A 15,677-nucleotide genomic window follows, 5' to 3' on the forward strand; every position below is an offset into this window, starting at 1 on the left:
GACGTTTGCAGCCCTCACTCACCTTATCTGAAAGCCGTGTGCCAGCGGGTCTCGATCATCCACGAAGATCGTGTTGTGGCCGATGACGCGCGCCCAGCCGCCTATGCTCGGAAGGATGCCCTTATACTCACCAATGTCGGCATTAGCCTCCACCCTGCCCTGAAACACCGTCCCGATCAGGCTCTCATGCCGGTAAGAAGAGCCGACAGCAAGCCTTCCCTTTCCGTGCAATTGCGCCATACGTGCCGAGGTGCCGGTTCCGCCGGGCGACCGATCTATCGCCTTGTCTCCGTAAAACACGGCACATCGGCCATCCGACTGGTCGTTGATCGGATGGTCGCACCAAATCGCATGATGGACACCGCGAATTCTTCCATCGTCTGGATGGACCGGGTCGCACAGGTCCGCCAGAGCCTCTCGGAGTCCCCGGCTGAAGCCGACAATCTCGGCCGCGTTCATACCGGCAAGTCCGGCCCAGTTCTCCTGTGGCTCGACAACGGCGTAGTAGTTGCCACCATAGGAAATATCGACAATCAGGCGCCCCATTCCAGGCACATCCACGGCGACGTCCGCTTCGTGCAGATAGCTGGGCACATTGTAGAGGCGAACGGAGTCCACATACCCATCCTTTTCCTCGTAGGCGACGTCGACCCGTCCCGCCGGCGTTTCGATGGAAACACGCCCCGGCCTGCGTGGGGTCACCAGCCCCTCCTCGATCGCGGCCGTCACGACGCCGATCGTTCCAGCACCGCACATCGGAAGGCAACCACTTACCTCGATGAAGAGGACGGCAAAATCACAGTCGTCACGATAGGCGGGATAGATAATTGCTCCCGACATGATGTCGTGTCCTCTGGGCTCGAACATCAAGGCTTGTCGGATCCAGTCATGGTCGCGGACGAAGAGTTCGCGCCTCTCGCCGACGGGAACATGTGGCAGGAGCGGCCCGCCGCCGGCAACGACACGCACCGGATTTCCACAGGTATGGGCGTCGACGCAGAAGAAGCTTTTTCTCATATCTTTCCTCGAGTCACGCTGCCCGAGGCGTGCTGTCGCGATCGAGAAGACCACGGCTTAACCGGTCAAGCAGCAGCGCGACTGCCACGATTGCGAGGCCTGCGCGCAAACCCAGCCCCATTTCCATGCGGGTCAGACCGCGCGTCACCTCGGCGCCAAGACCGCCTGCTCCAACAAGGCCCGCCAGGACGACCATGGCCAGCGAGAGGAGGATGCATTGGTTCAGGCCGACCAACAGCGTCTGCTTGGCCAACGGAATTTCGATCTTCCAGAGCACTGAACGAGGATGGGCACCAATCGCACTGCCAAGCTCCACGAACTCGCGCGGCACCTGGTTGAACGCCAAGGTGGTCAGTCGCAGCATCGGCGGAATGCCGTACACGATCGTGGCAATGATGGCTGGTACGCGCCCCAGGCTGAAGATCATTACCGCGGGGATCAGGTAAACCCACGGCGGCACGGTTTGCATGACGTCGAGGACTGGTCGCACGATCGCTTCAAGGGTCTTGTAACGCGAGCAGAGGACGCCAATGGGAAACGCGACGAGCACGGAGATCAGGACGGAGACGGTCACAAGTGCAACCGTCTGCATTGACGCCGTCCAGAACCCGACGATCAGGCAGAACCCCAGGCAGAGACCTGCCAGGATTGCCGCTCGCACATTCACAGCAAGAAAGGCTGCGACGACGACGATAGCAATAAGGGCAACAGGCGGCACGAATAGAAGTGCGGCCTCGATTGCCGACAGCACGGCCTCCACCAAATAGCTGATCGCGGCAAACAGCGGATGCAGGTTGGTGTTCAGCCAGTCAACCGCCGGAGCTAGAAAAGCGCCCGGCGAAAACTGCAAAACCGACGGGTTCATGACTGCCTCCCTGTTCCAAGCCGGGCCGCGCTCTGTGTTATGCGGTCGAGCACCATAGTCAGGACGACGATCGCGATTGCCCCGTTGATGGACGTCGCGATGTCGAGCGTTCGGATCGCGCCGTAGATCGTCTCTCCAAGACCGCCGGAGCCGACGATGCCGGCGATCACGACCATGCCAAATGCCATCATCAGGCTCTGGTTGATCCCAGCCATGATGCTGGGAAGAGCAAACGGCAGGCGGATTTTGAAGAACATCTGGGCCGGCCTCATTCCGCTTGCCTCTCCAAGTTCGACGAACTCGCTTGGCGTCATGCGGATGCCAAGCGCGGTCAGCCGGATTGCCGGCGGCATGGCAACGACAATGGTGGCGATAAGCGCCGTCGCTGGACCGTAGCCCAGCAGGGCAATCGCCGGCAGCAGATAGATGTATGGCGGAAGCGTCTGGATCAGATCGAGGCCCGGCTCCATGAACCGGTTGAGAGCCGTAAAGAAACCTGCCGCGATCCCGACAGGGATACCGATCGCCAGCGCGAGCGCCGTCGCCGTCAAGACCAGTGCCAAGGTGCTCATCGTTTCGGACCAGAGTCCCATGGAAAAGCACAGGAGAAGCGCAACGCCGCCAAGGATCGCGAACCAGGCGTTCACCAGGCGCCATCCCACCAGCGCGACCATGATTGCGACGACATAGAATGGTGAAAGCACGAGCAGCCAGAGGATCCCATCGTAGAGCCCCTCGAGGACCCATCTGACGTAGTCGAAAAGGGTCTCTCCATTGTCGCTTACCCATTCGAGCGCGGTGTCTGTCCATTCGTCGAAGGTGTCAGTGAAGCTTGAAATGTCCATGTCACTCAGCTCCCGTTCAGCGGTCAGGCCGCCGCGCGATCGTTGTTGGAGGTACCCTTGACGCCCATGAGGAGACTGCGCGGCGTGACCACGCCGACGACCTCATCGTTGTCGACGACGGCAATGGCGTCACGGTCCGTCTGCATGGTCAGCGTGATCAGCTCGTCGATGTCGGCATCCGGAGTGGTGCGCAGCAGCGACGAGATATCGGAATGTGGCTCGCTGCGCTGAAACTCGCTAACGCTGTGCATCACGGAATGCGCCTTGATCAGATGGAGTCGCGATATGCCTGCCACGAACTCGGCGACATAATCATCCGCTGGATTGAGGATGATCTCCTCGGCAGTACCGGTCTGGATAATGACGCCGTCCTTCATGATGGCGATGCGATCACCGATGCGGATCGCCTCGTCGAGATCGTGCGTGATGAACACGGCAGACTTGCCGAGCGACTTCGTGAGCTGGCGGAACTCGTCCTGAAGCTGGCGGCGGATCAGCGGATCGAGCGCGCTGAAGGGCTCGTCCATCAGGATGATTTCCGGATCGGAGGCAAGCGCGCGGGCAAGGCCGACGCGCTGCTGCATGCCGCCCGACAATTCCTTCGGGTAGCGGTCAACCCAGTCTGCCAGGCCCACTGTTTCCAATGCGGCCTTGGCGATCTTGTTGCGCTCGAGCTTGGGGATGCCCTGGACTTCCAGTCCGAAGCCGGCGTTTTCGAGCACCGTGCGGTGCGGAAGCAGCGCAACGCTTTGGAACACCATGCCGATGTTCGTGGCACGCATCTGGCGGAGCTCGACGGGGGAGAGCGCGGCAATGTCCCTGCCCTTGACAAGCACCTTTCCGGCGCTTGGTGTAATCAGCTTGTTGAGCAGCCGGATAAGCGTCGACTTTCCACTGCCAGACAGGCCCATGATACAGAAGATCTCGCCGCGCCGTACCTGCAGGCTGGCGTTCGAGACGCCAACGACGCAGTTGAACTCCTTCAGCACGTCCTTCTTGCCCAGTCCCTGCTCGGCAATCGATCTCATGGCGGCGGCGGATTTGTCTCCAAAGACCTTCCAGAGGGATTGGCAGTCGATCAGGACTTCATTGGTATCGGCATTTTCGGTTTTCATAGCGATCCCCTTGAGCCAATTGGTGCTGGCTTTTCTCATTGGGCTTCAAGGGCCGTCCGACCGGATCGGACGGCCCTGCACGGTTAGTTCTTCTTGATGTTTTCCCAACGCTTGACCAGGTCGGCATGCGCCGCAATCCAGCCCTGCACAGCCTGATCCATCGTCTTGCCGTCCTTGACCTCGCCGTTGATGGCGGTGATGTCGGCGATCGGAACATAGACGCTGGCCATCACTTCACGGGCGTGCGGGTTTTCTTCGGAGAAGCCTTTCTTGCCGATCCAGTAGTAGCTCTGCGGCGGCGGGAAGACGCCCTTCGGGTCCTTGAGGTACTTTACCTCGTATTTCTGGACCATCCACGACGGCTCCCAGATCGTAACGGCGATCCACTCCTTGCGGTCATAGGCCGACTTGAGGGCCGCCGTCATCGCAGCCGTGCTGCCTTCGACGAGTTGCAGCTTGATATCGTAGTCCTTGACGGCGTTGGAAGAGTCACGCATCAGCCCGGCGCCCGGTTCAATACCGATGATCTTGCCGCCGAACTTGTCCGCGTTTTCATTGAGCTGTTCCAGAGAGTCGATCGGAACGTACTTCGGAACCGCGATGCCCTGGTAGAGGCCGTGCGAAACCGGCGAAATCTTCTCGAGACGGTTCTTGTTCTTGTTCCAGTAGTCCTGGGCGACATAATCTGTCTGCGAGGTGAGAACCTGGATGTCGCCCTTGGCAAGAGCGGCATAGGCGATGCCCCATTCGGAGAACTCGGTCACCTTGACGGTGTAGCCGGCGTCTTCGAGAACCTTCTTGGTGATACCGGTGATGGGCGTCAGGTCTTCCCATGACATCGTGCCCATGGTGATCGTCTTTTCTTCCGCGCGAGCAGGAAGCATGCTGATCCCGACCATGGCGGCGGCGCAGAGCGCTTTCCACAAAGTCTTCATTGTTCTTACTCCTAGTTTTCGTTCCCATTCTCGTTGAAGACTTGGCGGTGGGCTCAGTCTTCACATTGCGCGGCAAGGGATCATCCCTCGCGGCCTGCACGCAATTCCTGCAACCGGATCACCGAATTGATCCCCAGCCACGCAAACGGCTCTGGCGGCAGTCTCGTGGGCATCGGATGATCCATGTATTTGTCGAGTTGTTCTGAGCCGGTTCCGGTCGCCAACTCGGCGGCCAGCACACCGGCAAGCGTGCTCTTCACGGTCCCGAGGCCATTTTCGCAGCACGCCGAGAACAAGCCTTCGTCGATTTCGCCAAAGGCCGGCACGTGATTGCGACTGAGGCAAAGGCGGCCGGCCCAACTGTATTGGAACGGCAAATCCGTCAATTTCGGAAAGCGTGCATCAAGCGACCGGCGATGAGCGGCCGCCAGCTTTTCCAGGCGTTTGTCGGTGACAGTGATCGTCCTGCCGTAGGTGTATCTTGTGCGAAGGACGATGCGTGAAAGGCCGTTCGACGTGATCTTGCGAACCGTTGCACCCATGGCATCGGCCGGGAGCAGCGCCCACCGGTCCTGCCCGGAGACTGCGTGGGCGACATCATCCGCCGGAAAGGGAGCCGTCATCGATGCGTAGGCGAATATATGGATCAGCCGACCGCGAAAATGACCGAAGTCCTCTATATGCCCGTTGACCCCCAGGATGACCTTCGGGGCGGTTACTGCACCCCGTGTCGATTTGGCCGTCCAAGTCCCACCCTCACGCCGCAGCTCCGTGACAGGCGAGCGCTCGAAGATGGTCACAGTCTGCCCAACCCCTGCCGCAAGGCCTCGGACATAGTCCGCAGGTTGGATCATCACCGCACCGGGCGTATATAAGCCGCCGAGGTAATAGTCCGTTCCTGTCAGCTCGCGCACTTGCGATCTATCGAGGAAAACATGCTTTTCGCCGATGCGCCGAAGCGACTCGCCATAGCTGACGTTCAGCTTCATTCCGCGCGCCGTTGCAGCCGCATTGATCTTGCCTGACGGATCGAATGTCTCCCGGGACATTCCGTATTCGTCCGCAGCGCTTTTCGCGAAATCGATCGCAAAGCGGTTTTGTGCAATCTCAAGGGCGGTTGCCGCTTCACTGGCGCCTGAATACTCGCCGGCCGAGAGATTGTGGGGAACATCGATCATGTAGCCGGAGTTTCGGCCAGCCGTGCTCTTGGCTACCTCTCCGGCTTCCATGACGACGATCTTGTCGCCCGGCCGGATCTGCGAGAGCCGTCGGGCTGCAGACAATCCCGCAAACCCGGCACCGACGATCAGCCAGTCGGCCGCCACGCTGCCTTCCAGCGTACGAATGGGGGCGACGCGTCTGCTGATCGCCTCCCAGCCTGAGACGCCAGATTCAGCGGGAAGCCGCTTGACGACGGTCCTGGTCAACGGATCGTCTCGTCGACCGAGCGATCGGAGACATCGATCCAGATCGTCTTCAGCTCGCAGTAGTTGTCGTGGGCAAAGATGGACTTGTCTCGACCGCCGAAGCCGGACTCCTTGTAGCCGCCGAACGGCGTGCTGGCGTCACCCTCACCAAAGCAGTTGACGGTCACGAGGCCCGCCCGGATGTCGCGCGACAGCCGGATGGCGTTGCGCAGGCTGCCCGTGTACACGGAGGCGGTCAAGCCGTAGTTGGTGTCGTTGGCAAGGGCGACGGCTTCGGGAAGGTTCTCGAATGTGGTTACCGAAAGGATCGGTCCAAAGATCTCCTCTTGGAACAGCCGGCTCTTCGTCGTGACCCCATCGACCACGGTCGGCTCAATGAAGGCACCTTTATGCGTCGCGCCGCCGTGGGCGAGCGAAAGGTTCTCCGTCTTGATGTCGTCGAGAAACGACTTCACCTTCTCGAAATGGCTCTGACTGACGAGGGCGCCAATGCGGTTTTCCGGATCGAGCGGGTCGCCTGTCTTCCATTCCCGCATATATGCGCCGATCCGCTTCAGCAGTTCTTCCTTGATGCTGGAGTGAACGATCAGGCGGGAGGTGGCCGAACAATTCTCGCCCATATTCCAGAAGGCGCCGTTGACCACCTGTTCGGCAACGAGGTCGAGATCTTCCGCGTCCGGAAGCACGACCGCGGGATTCTTGCCGCCACATTCGAGGACCACCTTCTTCAAATTGGAATCCGCCGCGTAGCGTAGGAAGCGGCGTCCCGTTGGCGTCGAGCCGGTAAATGCAACCATATCAACGTCCATGTGGAGACCAATCGGCTCACCGACGTCCCTGCCGCTGCCGGTCACGACGTTGAACACACCTGCTGGAATGCCTGCCTCATGGGCGAGTTCGGCGACACGTAGCGTCGTCAACGTCGTTTCCTGTGCGGGCTTGACGATGACCGAGCATCCGGCAGCCAGAGCCGGGCCGATTTTCCAGGCCAGCATCAGCAATGGGAAGTTCCACGGCAGCACGCAGCCGACGACGCCGATAGGTTCGCGGACCACCATGGCCAAGGCATTCGGTCCGACATTGTTGGTATTGTCGTAAAGCTTGTCGATCAGTTCCGCATGCCAGCGGATCGTATGGATCGTGTCAGGAATATCGACGGTCTGGCATTCACGGACCGGCTTGCCGCTGTCGAGGCTCTCCATGACCGCAAGTTCGTGCCGGTTGCGTTCGATGAGCTTGGCGAGCTTGAGGAGGATCTCCTTTCGCTCACCAGGCGAACGCAAACGCCAGCGACCGTCGTCAAAGGCCTCCTTTGCCTTGGCCACCGCATAGTCGACATCACTTGTATCGCATGCGGCAATCTCGGTGAGCGTTTCGCCCGTCGCCGGATTCGTAGACTTGAACGTGTTGCCGGAGATTGCCGGACGAAACGAGCCATCGATGAATGCATTTGTCGGCAACTGAATATCAGCAGCGATCGCCTTGTATTCGGCAGCGGTCAAGGGTTCATGCATGGTTGGCTCCCGACGTGATGTTGGCGACAGTGCGCTTCAAGGTGGCAACGACGGTCTGCAGGGTTCGCTTTTCTTCGGAATTGAGGGGCCGCAGCGGCGCGCGCACGGATCCGGTTTTGAGCCCGATGATCTCGCAGCCGTGTTTGATCGACTGGACGAACTTGCCGCATTCGAGGAAGTCCATCAGCGGCAGCATCGCGCTCATGATCGCGCGGCCCTTGTCGAAGTTCTTCTCGCGAACGCATGCCTCGTACAGGGCGACGTGTTCGCGCGGGAGAAAGTTGGATCCGGCGCAAACCCAGCTTTTGGCGCCCCATGCGAAGAACTCGAGTGCCTGGTCGTCCCAGCCACAGGAAAGCGCAATGTGCGGGAACTTCCTGGCGAGCAGATGAAGGTTGCCCATGTCGCCGGAACTTTCCTTGATGGCGACGACATTCTTCGACTTGCCGACGCGCGAGAAATATTCCTCGCCCATCATCACACCCATGCGGGCCGGGTAGTTGTAGAGCATGATCGGCAGATTGGCCGCGCGATCGACGGTGAGCGCGTGAACCGCATTTTCCCGCCCCGTCGGAAGCGCATAAGGAGGTGTGGAAACGAGGATCGCATCAGCGCCGATTTCCTTGGCAGCCTTCGCGTATTCGACCGAATCCTCAGTCCGTGTGGCGCCCGTTCCGATGATAAGCGGCAAGCGGCTCCCGATGACGTCCTTCGCATAAGAAGCGAGGTCAAAACGCTCCTGGCTTGTCTGAGCGTAATACTCGCCCGTTGACCCGCCAACGATAATGCCGTGGACCCCCGCCTCGATCAGCGATTCCAGCACGGCAGCGAATGCCTTCCGGTCGATCTGTCCACTCTCATCAAGCGGAGTGACGGCCGGGGTATAGATCCCCTCGAATTTCACTATGATTTCTCCAATGTTTTGGCAGCCGGACCGCCGATGAAGACGTCCGCCTTCAGTCCCTGCGGCGCGATGAACATCTCCATGTTCTCGCGGGACAATTCCCAATGTTCAAAGACGAGATCGACGACGGCATCCTCGTCATGCGCTGCCAGCGCTTCGATGAAGGCGTCATGGTGTTCGACGGCCAACTGCAAGCGCCGCTTCATGTCGTCGTTTCGCGGCCGAAAGAAAGTGTGGCCGATCCGGGCATGGTCGATGAGCAGACGGCCGAGGCTGGGCTGCAAATAGACGTTTGCCGACATCTCGCCGAAGATCTCATGGAAGCGGTTGTTCTGAAGGACCATGTCCAGCGCATTCTGGCTTTCGCTGGCCCTGCGAAAGCGCTCCTGCGTCTGCTTCAAGTCCGCAAGTTGTGATGATTTGAAGTTCTGGACCGCCAATCGACCGACGGCGGCATAGATCATCGGCGCGACCAGAAAGAAATTTCGCAGCGTGGCATGGTTCATCGGGATGACGCGCGCGCCGCGGTTCTCGCGAATATCGACATAGCCCTCGCCCGCCAGTCGACGAAAGATGTCTCGGACCGGCGTTCGGGAGAGGCCATAGCGCTCACTCAGGCTGGCTTCGTCTAGATCGGCGTCGGGGTCGAGCTCCATTGTCAGAATTTGACGTTTCAAGTCTTCGTACAGGTTGCTCTTCACGGTCTTGGCCATGCGTCACTCCATGCCGTTGGTTGCGCCATGGCTGAAACATGGCATGCATCTAATATGCTGTCAATAAATTGTGTACTTTGCGTACACAATAAAAGTTCTTACGGAATACAATTTGAGGATACTATCATCTAACATACGGAAATAACGAGCGAATCATTCACGACGATTTCGCTCCACGTCACTGCGGATCAGGGTTGGATGAGGAAGATCGGAGGCAGAACTCGGCATTGGACGCGCTGAGTAGTCACAAGCGCTGGCCACAGGCGGCTATCGGCCACAGGGGCACATCCGATCTGAAGGTAGCAAGTTTGGGTGGCAAACGGTTGGCGCACCCCTCATACGGATGGAACTTGCTCCGGGCACGGTTCTGGACGAAGTGGCGCTGGGCGAACTGCAGGGTATACCCGAACGACTTTGCTCTTCGCTGGAGATCGGCGAGGACGCGTCGACGGCAAGTCTCCTCGTAGTGGGAGGCTCCCGGATCGCTGTATTTAATACCGTGCCGCAGGGTCTTGTAGAACAAGACGGCGATTTTGCGGGCCGTGGCAGTGACCGCCTTGGCCTTGCCGACGCGTGCCGACAGACGCCGATAGAATGCCCTCAACGCGGCCTGAGTGCGCCCGACCGCAACCGCGGCAAGTCGCAATAGCGCCCCGGCTGAATGTGTCTTAGGAATTGCGAAGTTTCCGGTGGCGCCCTCTGACTTCCGGTCATCGATTTAGCGGTGGCGTAACGAACATTTTGCTTCACTTCTAACATACATTCCGCTGGGACGACCGACACTATGCAATCCAACTCCATCGACAGAGCCGGAGGTAGCAATTCTTGCAGTCAAAATCCTGTGACATTTGCTTATATCAGCAGGGTCAAGACGGAACTTTCGTCAGGGTGACATTTCGCACTCCGCCCTACCGAATTCCGCAGTTTTCCGAAGGGAAGACGATCATTTGTGAAGCGCGGCAGTGAGCCATGACGAAGCCCGGTCGATAGCCACCGTCCTTCTGGATTTCAACGGCAGTAAAACGTTGTATCGGCCTTCCGGCGATAGTCTGGTCTCATCGAGAGCAACCAGCGTGCCGTCATCGAGGAACGTCTGAACAAGGGTGCCCCAGCCCAGGGCAACTCCCTGACCCGCGCGTGCGGCGAATATGGTCTCAGTGTAATGGCTGAAGCGAAGAGAGGGCGTGACCTCGAAGTGCACGCCAAGTTCTGCGAGCCATTGGCCCCAGGAAAGCCACGATCGGTCCTCGGCGTCAGTCTCGATGAACTCGTCGGCCGTGGACAATGGACCCTTGTCGCGCCGGTTGAGGTATTCTGGCGAGCAGACGAGCATTATCTCGTCCCCGCGCGAGGCAATAACCGTTCCGTCGCTGAAGGGAGGCAGCCCGAACCGGATCGCAAGATCGACCGCCCCGCTGTCCAAATCGATCTTCTGATCCTGGGACACGACGCGGATCTGAATGCCGGGATTCTGGGCGCGAAAATCGGCGAGGCGGGGAAGCAGCCAGAAAGACGAAAAAGCCACGGTCGCGCCGATGGTGACCACATCCTGGGCGGCCCCCTTGATGGCATCGATTGCGTCGGAAATGTTGGAGAAGCTCTGCGCCAGGGAGGCGCCCAGCACCAGACATGCGGCAGTCGGCTCGATTGCGCGGTGTTTGCGCACGAACATCGGCTGACCGAGCTCTTCCTCCAGCAACGCAATTTGCCGGCTCACCGCCGCCTGGGTAACCCCGAGCTCGCCCGCAGCGATGGTGAAGCTCTTACGACGAAGGACCGCCTCCAGCATGATCAGAGCCGTCATCGACGGCAAGCGCCTGCGAAACTGCATTCCATGCCCCCTCACATTACTCGCCGTTATGCGAGCGTGATAATTAATGCCGTTGAAGAGGCTCAGTAGCAAGGGCAGTCTATGCGAATACAGGCATAAGGGGCTCTCATGCTAAACAAACTTCCCTCCTCCATCTCCGCCCTTCTCGACGCTCGCACGAACGGACACTCGCTGCCCGCCGGCCTCTATACGCGTGAAGACGTCTTCGACGCGGACATCGATGTTTTCTTCCACAAACACTGGATATGCATCGGTCTCGACTGCGATGTTCCGGAAGCTGGCGATGCCACCGTCATCGACATTGGCAAGACAAGCCTCATCCTGCTGCGAGATGACGACGGCGAAATTCGTGTGCTGCACAACGTCTGTCGCCACCGCGGCGCTCGCCTGCTGGACGAAGGAAAAACGATCGTCTCAAAGCTTGTCTGTCCCTATCACACCTGGACCTATGATCTTACCGGAGAACTCAGTTACGCTCCTCATATGGGCAAGGACTTTGACAAGGATTGTCACGGACTGAAACCCGTGACCTTCAAGTCGATTGGTGGGCTGATCTATGCCTGTCTCTCTGATAACCCTCCCCACGACATTGACGTCCTCGAGCACACAATGGTTGAACGCCTTGCTCCCTACGACATCCGTAATGCGAAGGTCGCCCATCAGACGGATGTGATCGAGGATGGCAACTGGAAGCTGACGATGGAGAACAATCGTGAGTGCTACCACTGTTCCGCGAACCATCCCGAGCTCTGTGTATCCTTCGTCGATCTCGACTTCGGCTTCGATCCGGAAGCCTTGAGCCCGGAGGACCGAGCGCAGGCGCAAGAGCATTTTCGGCTCTATGAAGACAAGACCAAGGCTTGGGAGGCCGACGGCTTCCCATCGGCCGCCGTCGAGCAACTCTCCGACTGCGCCACGAACTTCCGTACGCAAAGACTGATCATCGCTGGCGCGGGCGAATCCCAGACGCATGACGCCACGGCCGCATCATCTAAGCTGCTCGGCCACATGACGCGGAAGGACTTAGGCGATACCCATCTTTGGGGCCACAACTCCTGGAACCACTTCATGGGCGACCATGCTGTGGTCGCCATCGTCATCCCCCTGTCGGCAGGCAAGACCCTGGTCCGGACGAAGTGGCTGGTGCACAAGGATGCGGTTGAGGGTGTCGACTACGATTACGACAAGCTGACGGACGTCTGGATTGCGACGACCGACCAGGACGCTGACCTGGTGGCACGCTCCCATGCAGGTGCGCTCGATCCTGCCTACCGGCCCGGCCCCTACTCGCAATTCTCGGAGACCAACCTCGACAAGTTTGCCACGTGGTACATCGATCGGATGCGCGCAAATGGATATTGATTTCGCACAGAAGCAGGGTGGCTCAGCGCTGCGCGACACATGGGATCCCGAGCAAGACGACACCTTGGTGTGCTTGGACGTTCATCAGGAAACCCACGACGTCAAGAGCTTCACCTTTGCGTCACCGCAAGGCAAGCGCTTCACCTTCGAGGGCGGACAATATTTCCTCTTCGACTTCCCGATTGGCGATGATGCCGAGGCACGCTGCTACAGCATCTCCTCGTCACCGCACCGTGCAAACGCCTTCACCGTGACGGTCAAGCGGGTCGTGAACGGAAGAATATCGAATTGGCTTCATGACAACATGCAAAGCGGCATGACCGTGAAGGCTCAGGGGCCGCTCGGCCGTTTTGTCTGTCCGCGCGTCGCCGCCCCGAAGCTTCTGCTTCTTTCTGGCGGCTCCGGCATTACGCCCGTGATGTCTATTCTGCGTGGCCTGGCGGATCGCTGCGAGCCCGCAGATGTCGTATTTCTTCATGCGGCTCGCTCGCCGGTCGACCTGATTTTTCGCAACGAGCTGGCCTGTCTTGCCGCACGAATGAAAGGCCTTCGCCTGCAGTTTCTGCCTGAGAGCGTCGATGGGGAGCCATCCTGGCCCGGGCTGACAGGCCGGATTTCGCCCGAGTTCCTGAAGCTCGCCGTGCCCGACATTGCGAAGAGAACCGTCATGTGCTGCGGCCCGGCGCCATTCATGGCCGCGGCACGCTCGATCACCGCGCAGCTCGGAGTGCCCGCGAACAGCTACATCGAGGAAAGCTTCGATGCAGCGATTATCGAGGAACCAGCCGTCACCGGCGAGGCCTCGATACCAAACAAGGCTTTTCAGGTCGAATTCGCCAAGCAATCCAGAAAGATAGAGGTCGCCGACGACCAGACGGTGCTTGCCTGCGCGAAGAAGTCGGGCGTGCGCATCCCCTCCTCCTGCTCCAATGGCGTATGCGGCACATGCAAGTCGAAGCTGGTTTCTGGTGCGGTCGACATGAACCACAATGGCGGGATACGGCAACGAGAGATCGACGCTGGATTATTCCTGCCTTGCTGCTCCAAGCCTCTCAGCGACCTGGTGATTGATCGCTAACGGCTGGGCACGCGCCCGCACGACCTATCCTTTGGCGACAATAGGGATCGACCATGCTGCTTAGAGACAGGATCTCCGACCAAGGCTCCACGGTGTTCAAGGACGAGCGCAAGCAGGCCTATCTCAATCCGGCAGGAGCCGATCGGCCGCTCATAAGTCCTCTTCCCTTGCAAACCCTCGATTCCGTGCGGCGGTATCGGCTGGACCGCCTTCGGTTGCAAATGAAGGAATGGAACTGTTCGGCGTTGCTGTTGTACGATCCGGTCAACATACGCTACGCGTTCGACTCGTCGAACATGGCCATCTGGACGATGCATAATCCCTCTCGATATGCGCTCGTTGTCGCTGACGGTCCCGCCATCATGTTTGAATTCGAGGGATCGGAGCACGTCAATGACGGGCTTCCCGGTATCGATGAAATCCGCACGTCAAAATCTTACCTGTTCTTCACCTCCGGTAACCTTGTCGAGCACCGAATGAGGGACTGGGCCGATGAGATCGCAGACGTCATGAAGTCCCACGGGCGCAACAAGAGACTTGCCGTCGACAGGCTCGAGCCGGCGCCGGCATCGGAGCTTTTAAAGCGCGGCCTGGAACTGCTGGACGGCCAGGAGCTGGCCGAACGAGCACGCTCGATCAAGAGTTCCGAAGAAATCGAACTCATGCGGTGGACGATCCGGGTGTGCGAAGCCGGGATGGCCCGCATGTACGAGGTTTCCGAGCCCGGACGAACGGAGCGCGAAATTTGGGCTGAGCTGCATTTTGAGAACGCCCGCAGTGGCGGCGAATGGCTTGAGACGAAGCTTTTGACGGCCGGCCCACGAACCAATCCCTGGTATCAGGAGTGCTCTGACTACGTCATAAAGCGCGGCGAGATGATCTCCTTCGATACGGACATGATCGGGCCCTATGGATATTGCGCCGACCTGTCGCGCTCATGGACCTGCGGTCATGTGGCAATGAGCGACAAGCAAAGCGAGCTCTATTCGGCGGCGTTGGATCAGATCGAGCACAACCTGTCGATCATTCGTCCTGGCATGACATTCGTTGACTTCAACGAAAAGAGCTGGCGCATCCCTGAAAAGTACCTGCCTTATCGCTATACTCTGGCAGTGCATGGGACGGGAATGGCCGACGAATGGCCCGGCATTCTGCTCCACCCCGATTTCGACCAGAACTTCAGCGGCGTCATTGAAGAGAACATGGTTCTAAATGTTGAAAGTTTGATTGCGCAGGCAGGGTCGGAGAGCATCAAGCTGGAAACGCAAGTTCTTGTTACGTCTCGAGGAGCGGAGCGCCTGGACACTTTCCCATGGGAGGAGATCTGAAACGCCTCTGGACGCGCGAAAGCCCGCAACGCGTTAGGATTGGGCGGTGAATGGAGACGGCGGATGAGCGACTTCACCCTCTCTTCTGCACTATTTTCAAGATGTAACTGCTATCGATACCTGCTGGAGCGACAGTGGGATCCCTCAAGGGAGACTGTCGCGTTCCTGATGCTCAATCCATCCACTGCGGACGCCTTCAGCACCGATCCAACGCTGCGTCGATGCATCGCCTTTGCGAGGTCGTGGGGGTTCGGCGGTCTCGTCGTTGGGAATCTCTTCGCCCTTCGATCGTCCAGTCCAGGACGGCTCTATGAGCAAGCGGACCCGGTTGGGCCTGAAAACGATCGGTACTTACGCAAGATGTCCGAAAGCTGCGACAGGATCGTGTGTGGCTGGGGTAGGCATGGTGCCTATCGTGATCGAGCTTTTGAGGTTTGTCGAATGCTCGCAACGTCAAAGCTCTACGCACTCAAATTCACGTCGGATGGCCACCCCTGTCACCCGCTCTATATTTCAGGCACAGCCGAGCCGAAGCTATTCCAATGGTGAACTCGCTATCGCCGGTGCCGCGTCCGGTCGCAAGGCCCGAGGCGCTGCGCAGCCTCGGTTTTTCGCTGGTTTCATGTGTGGCTAGAGAGACCGCTCTAGTTCCGGCAGGACATCGAAGAGGTCGGCGACGAGACCGTAGTCGGCGACCTGGAAGATCGGCGCCTCCTCGTCCTTGTTGATGGCGACGATGACCT

At 59.1% G+C, this 15,677-nt stretch carries 14 protein-coding genes and 2 pseudogenes; 4 read left to right on the forward strand and 12 right to left on the reverse strand.

All coding sequences use genetic code 11. The features are described from left to right. Positions 1–18: 18 nt before the first annotated feature. The 11 genes and pseudogenes from FHT71_RS30030 to FHT71_RS30080 all read right to left on the reverse strand — a co-directional run bounded on the left by FHT71_RS30030 (position 19) and on the right by FHT71_RS30080 (position 11,166). Positions 19–1,017 (reverse strand): 4-hydroxyproline epimerase, encoded by a 999-nt coding sequence (locus tag FHT71_RS30030; protein WP_132593703.1) that lies wholly within the window; start codon positions 1,015–1,017, stop codon positions 19–21. Between the two features lie 13 nt (positions 1,018–1,030). Then, on the reverse strand, positions 1,031–1,882 hold the full coding sequence (locus FHT71_RS30035) for an ABC transporter permease subunit (RefSeq protein WP_183723147.1): 852 nt from the start codon (positions 1,880–1,882) through the stop codon (positions 1,031–1,033). Beyond that, complete coding sequence (locus FHT71_RS30040; protein ID WP_183723149.1) at positions 1,879–2,727, reverse strand: ABC transporter permease subunit; 849 nt, start codon at positions 2,725–2,727, stop codon at positions 1,879–1,881. The genes FHT71_RS30035 and FHT71_RS30040 overlap by 4 nt, the downstream gene beginning before the upstream one ends. A 23-nt stretch (positions 2,728–2,750) precedes the next feature. Further along, positions 2,751–3,881, reverse strand: a complete 1,131-nt coding sequence (locus FHT71_RS30045) for a glycine betaine/L-proline ABC transporter ATP-binding protein (RefSeq protein ID WP_183723151.1) — start codon at positions 3,879–3,881, stop codon at positions 2,751–2,753. Between the two features lie 44 nt (positions 3,882–3,925). Then, a complete protein-coding gene (locus FHT71_RS30050; protein WP_132593711.1) occupies positions 3,926–4,777 on the reverse strand; it encodes a glycine betaine ABC transporter substrate-binding protein in 852 nt (283 codons plus the stop codon). A gap of 80 nt (positions 4,778–4,857) precedes the next feature. Next, a complete protein-coding gene (locus FHT71_RS30055) occupies positions 4,858–6,204 on the reverse strand; it encodes an FAD-binding oxidoreductase (protein ID WP_183723153.1) in 1,347 nt (448 codons plus the stop codon). Continuing rightward, on the reverse strand, positions 6,201–7,718 hold the full coding sequence (locus FHT71_RS30060; RefSeq protein WP_183723155.1) for an aldehyde dehydrogenase: 1,518 nt from the start codon (positions 7,716–7,718) through the stop codon (positions 6,201–6,203). Before FHT71_RS30060 ends, FHT71_RS30055 begins: the two co-directional genes overlap by 4 nt. Further along, a complete protein-coding gene (locus tag FHT71_RS30065) occupies positions 7,711–8,622 on the reverse strand; it encodes a dihydrodipicolinate synthase family protein (protein ID WP_132593717.1) in 912 nt (303 codons plus the stop codon). The genes FHT71_RS30060 and FHT71_RS30065 overlap by 8 nt, the downstream gene beginning before the upstream one ends. After that, positions 8,622–9,335, reverse strand: coding sequence for a GntR family transcriptional regulator (locus FHT71_RS30070; protein WP_132593719.1), 714 nt, complete (start codon positions 9,333–9,335; stop codon positions 8,622–8,624). Before FHT71_RS30070 ends, FHT71_RS30065 begins: the two co-directional genes overlap by 1 nt. A 391-nt stretch (positions 9,336–9,726) precedes the next feature. Next, positions 9,727–9,993 (reverse strand): annotated as a pseudogene (locus FHT71_RS32045) (IS110 family transposase); the annotation flags it as partial. Positions 9,994–10,278: 285 nt separating this feature from the next. After that, positions 10,279–11,166, reverse strand: a complete 888-nt coding sequence (locus FHT71_RS30080) for a LysR substrate-binding domain-containing protein (protein WP_183723157.1) — start codon at positions 11,164–11,166, stop codon at positions 10,279–10,281. A gap of 108 nt (positions 11,167–11,274) precedes the next feature. Between FHT71_RS30080 and FHT71_RS30085 the strand changes: the two genes are divergently transcribed. The 4 genes from FHT71_RS30085 to FHT71_RS30100 all read left to right on the forward strand — a co-directional run bounded on the left by FHT71_RS30085 (position 11,275) and on the right by FHT71_RS30100 (position 15,483). After that, positions 11,275–12,528 carry an aromatic ring-hydroxylating dioxygenase subunit alpha gene (locus tag FHT71_RS30085; protein WP_183723159.1) on the forward strand — a complete coding sequence of 418 codons (1,254 nt, stop codon included), beginning with the start codon at positions 11,275–11,277 and terminating at the stop codon, positions 12,526–12,528. Beyond that, positions 12,518–13,606 (forward strand): hybrid-cluster NAD(P)-dependent oxidoreductase, encoded by a 1,089-nt coding sequence (locus FHT71_RS30090; protein ID WP_132593722.1) that lies wholly within the window; start codon positions 12,518–12,520, stop codon positions 13,604–13,606. Before FHT71_RS30085 ends, FHT71_RS30090 begins: the two co-directional genes overlap by 11 nt. A 53-nt stretch (positions 13,607–13,659) precedes the next feature. Next, complete coding sequence (locus FHT71_RS30095) at positions 13,660–14,934, forward strand: Xaa-Pro peptidase family protein (protein WP_183723161.1); 1,275 nt, start codon at positions 13,660–13,662, stop codon at positions 14,932–14,934. 63 nt (positions 14,935–14,997) lie between these two features. Next, positions 14,998–15,483, forward strand: coding sequence for a DUF1643 domain-containing protein (locus tag FHT71_RS30100; protein ID WP_183723163.1), 486 nt, complete (start codon positions 14,998–15,000; stop codon positions 15,481–15,483). Between the two features lie 81 nt (positions 15,484–15,564). On the opposite strand, the pseudogene FHT71_RS30105 reads toward FHT71_RS30100, so the two are convergent. After that, positions 15,565–15,677, reverse strand: a pseudogene (locus FHT71_RS30105) (electron transfer flavoprotein subunit alpha/FixB family protein); the annotation flags it as partial.

The sequence above is a fragment of the Rhizobium sp. BK060 genome, assembly GCF_014193145.1.
Taxonomy (GTDB): Bacteria; Pseudomonadota; Alphaproteobacteria; order Rhizobiales; family Rhizobiaceae; genus Rhizobium.

Coding starts and splice junctions, on each gene's coding strand:
- FHT71_RS30070 (WP_132593719.1), bottom strand. CDS start 9,335: ATGGCCAAGACCGTGAAGAGCAACCTGTACGAAGACTTGAAACGTCAA.
- FHT71_RS30085 (WP_183723159.1), top strand. CDS start 11,275: ATGCTAAACAAACTTCCCTCCTCCATCTCCGCCCTTCTCGACGCTCGC.
- FHT71_RS30095 (WP_183723161.1), top strand. CDS start 13,660: ATGCTGCTTAGAGACAGGATCTCCGACCAAGGCTCCACGGTGTTCAAG.
- FHT71_RS30045 (WP_183723151.1), bottom strand. CDS start 3,881: ATGAGAAAAGCCAGCACCAATTGGCTCAAGGGGATCGCTATGAAAACC.
- FHT71_RS30090 (WP_132593722.1), top strand. CDS start 12,518: ATGGATATTGATTTCGCACAGAAGCAGGGTGGCTCAGCGCTGCGCGAC.
- FHT71_RS30060 (WP_183723155.1), bottom strand. CDS start 7,718: ATGCATGAACCCTTGACCGCTGCCGAATACAAGGCGATCGCTGCTGAT.
- FHT71_RS30040 (WP_183723149.1), bottom strand. CDS start 2,727: ATGGACATTTCAAGCTTCACTGACACCTTCGACGAATGGACAGACACC.
- FHT71_RS30035 (WP_183723147.1), bottom strand. CDS start 1,882: ATGAACCCGTCGGTTTTGCAGTTTTCGCCGGGCGCTTTTCTAGCTCCG.
- FHT71_RS30030 (WP_132593703.1), bottom strand. CDS start 1,017: ATGAGAAAAAGCTTCTTCTGCGTCGACGCCCATACCTGTGGAAATCCG.
- FHT71_RS30050 (WP_132593711.1), bottom strand. CDS start 4,777: ATGAAGACTTTGTGGAAAGCGCTCTGCGCCGCCGCCATGGTCGGGATC.
- FHT71_RS30100 (WP_183723163.1), top strand. CDS start 14,998: ATGAGCGACTTCACCCTCTCTTCTGCACTATTTTCAAGATGTAACTGC.
- FHT71_RS30080 (WP_183723157.1), bottom strand. CDS start 11,166: ATGCAGTTTCGCAGGCGCTTGCCGTCGATGACGGCTCTGATCATGCTG.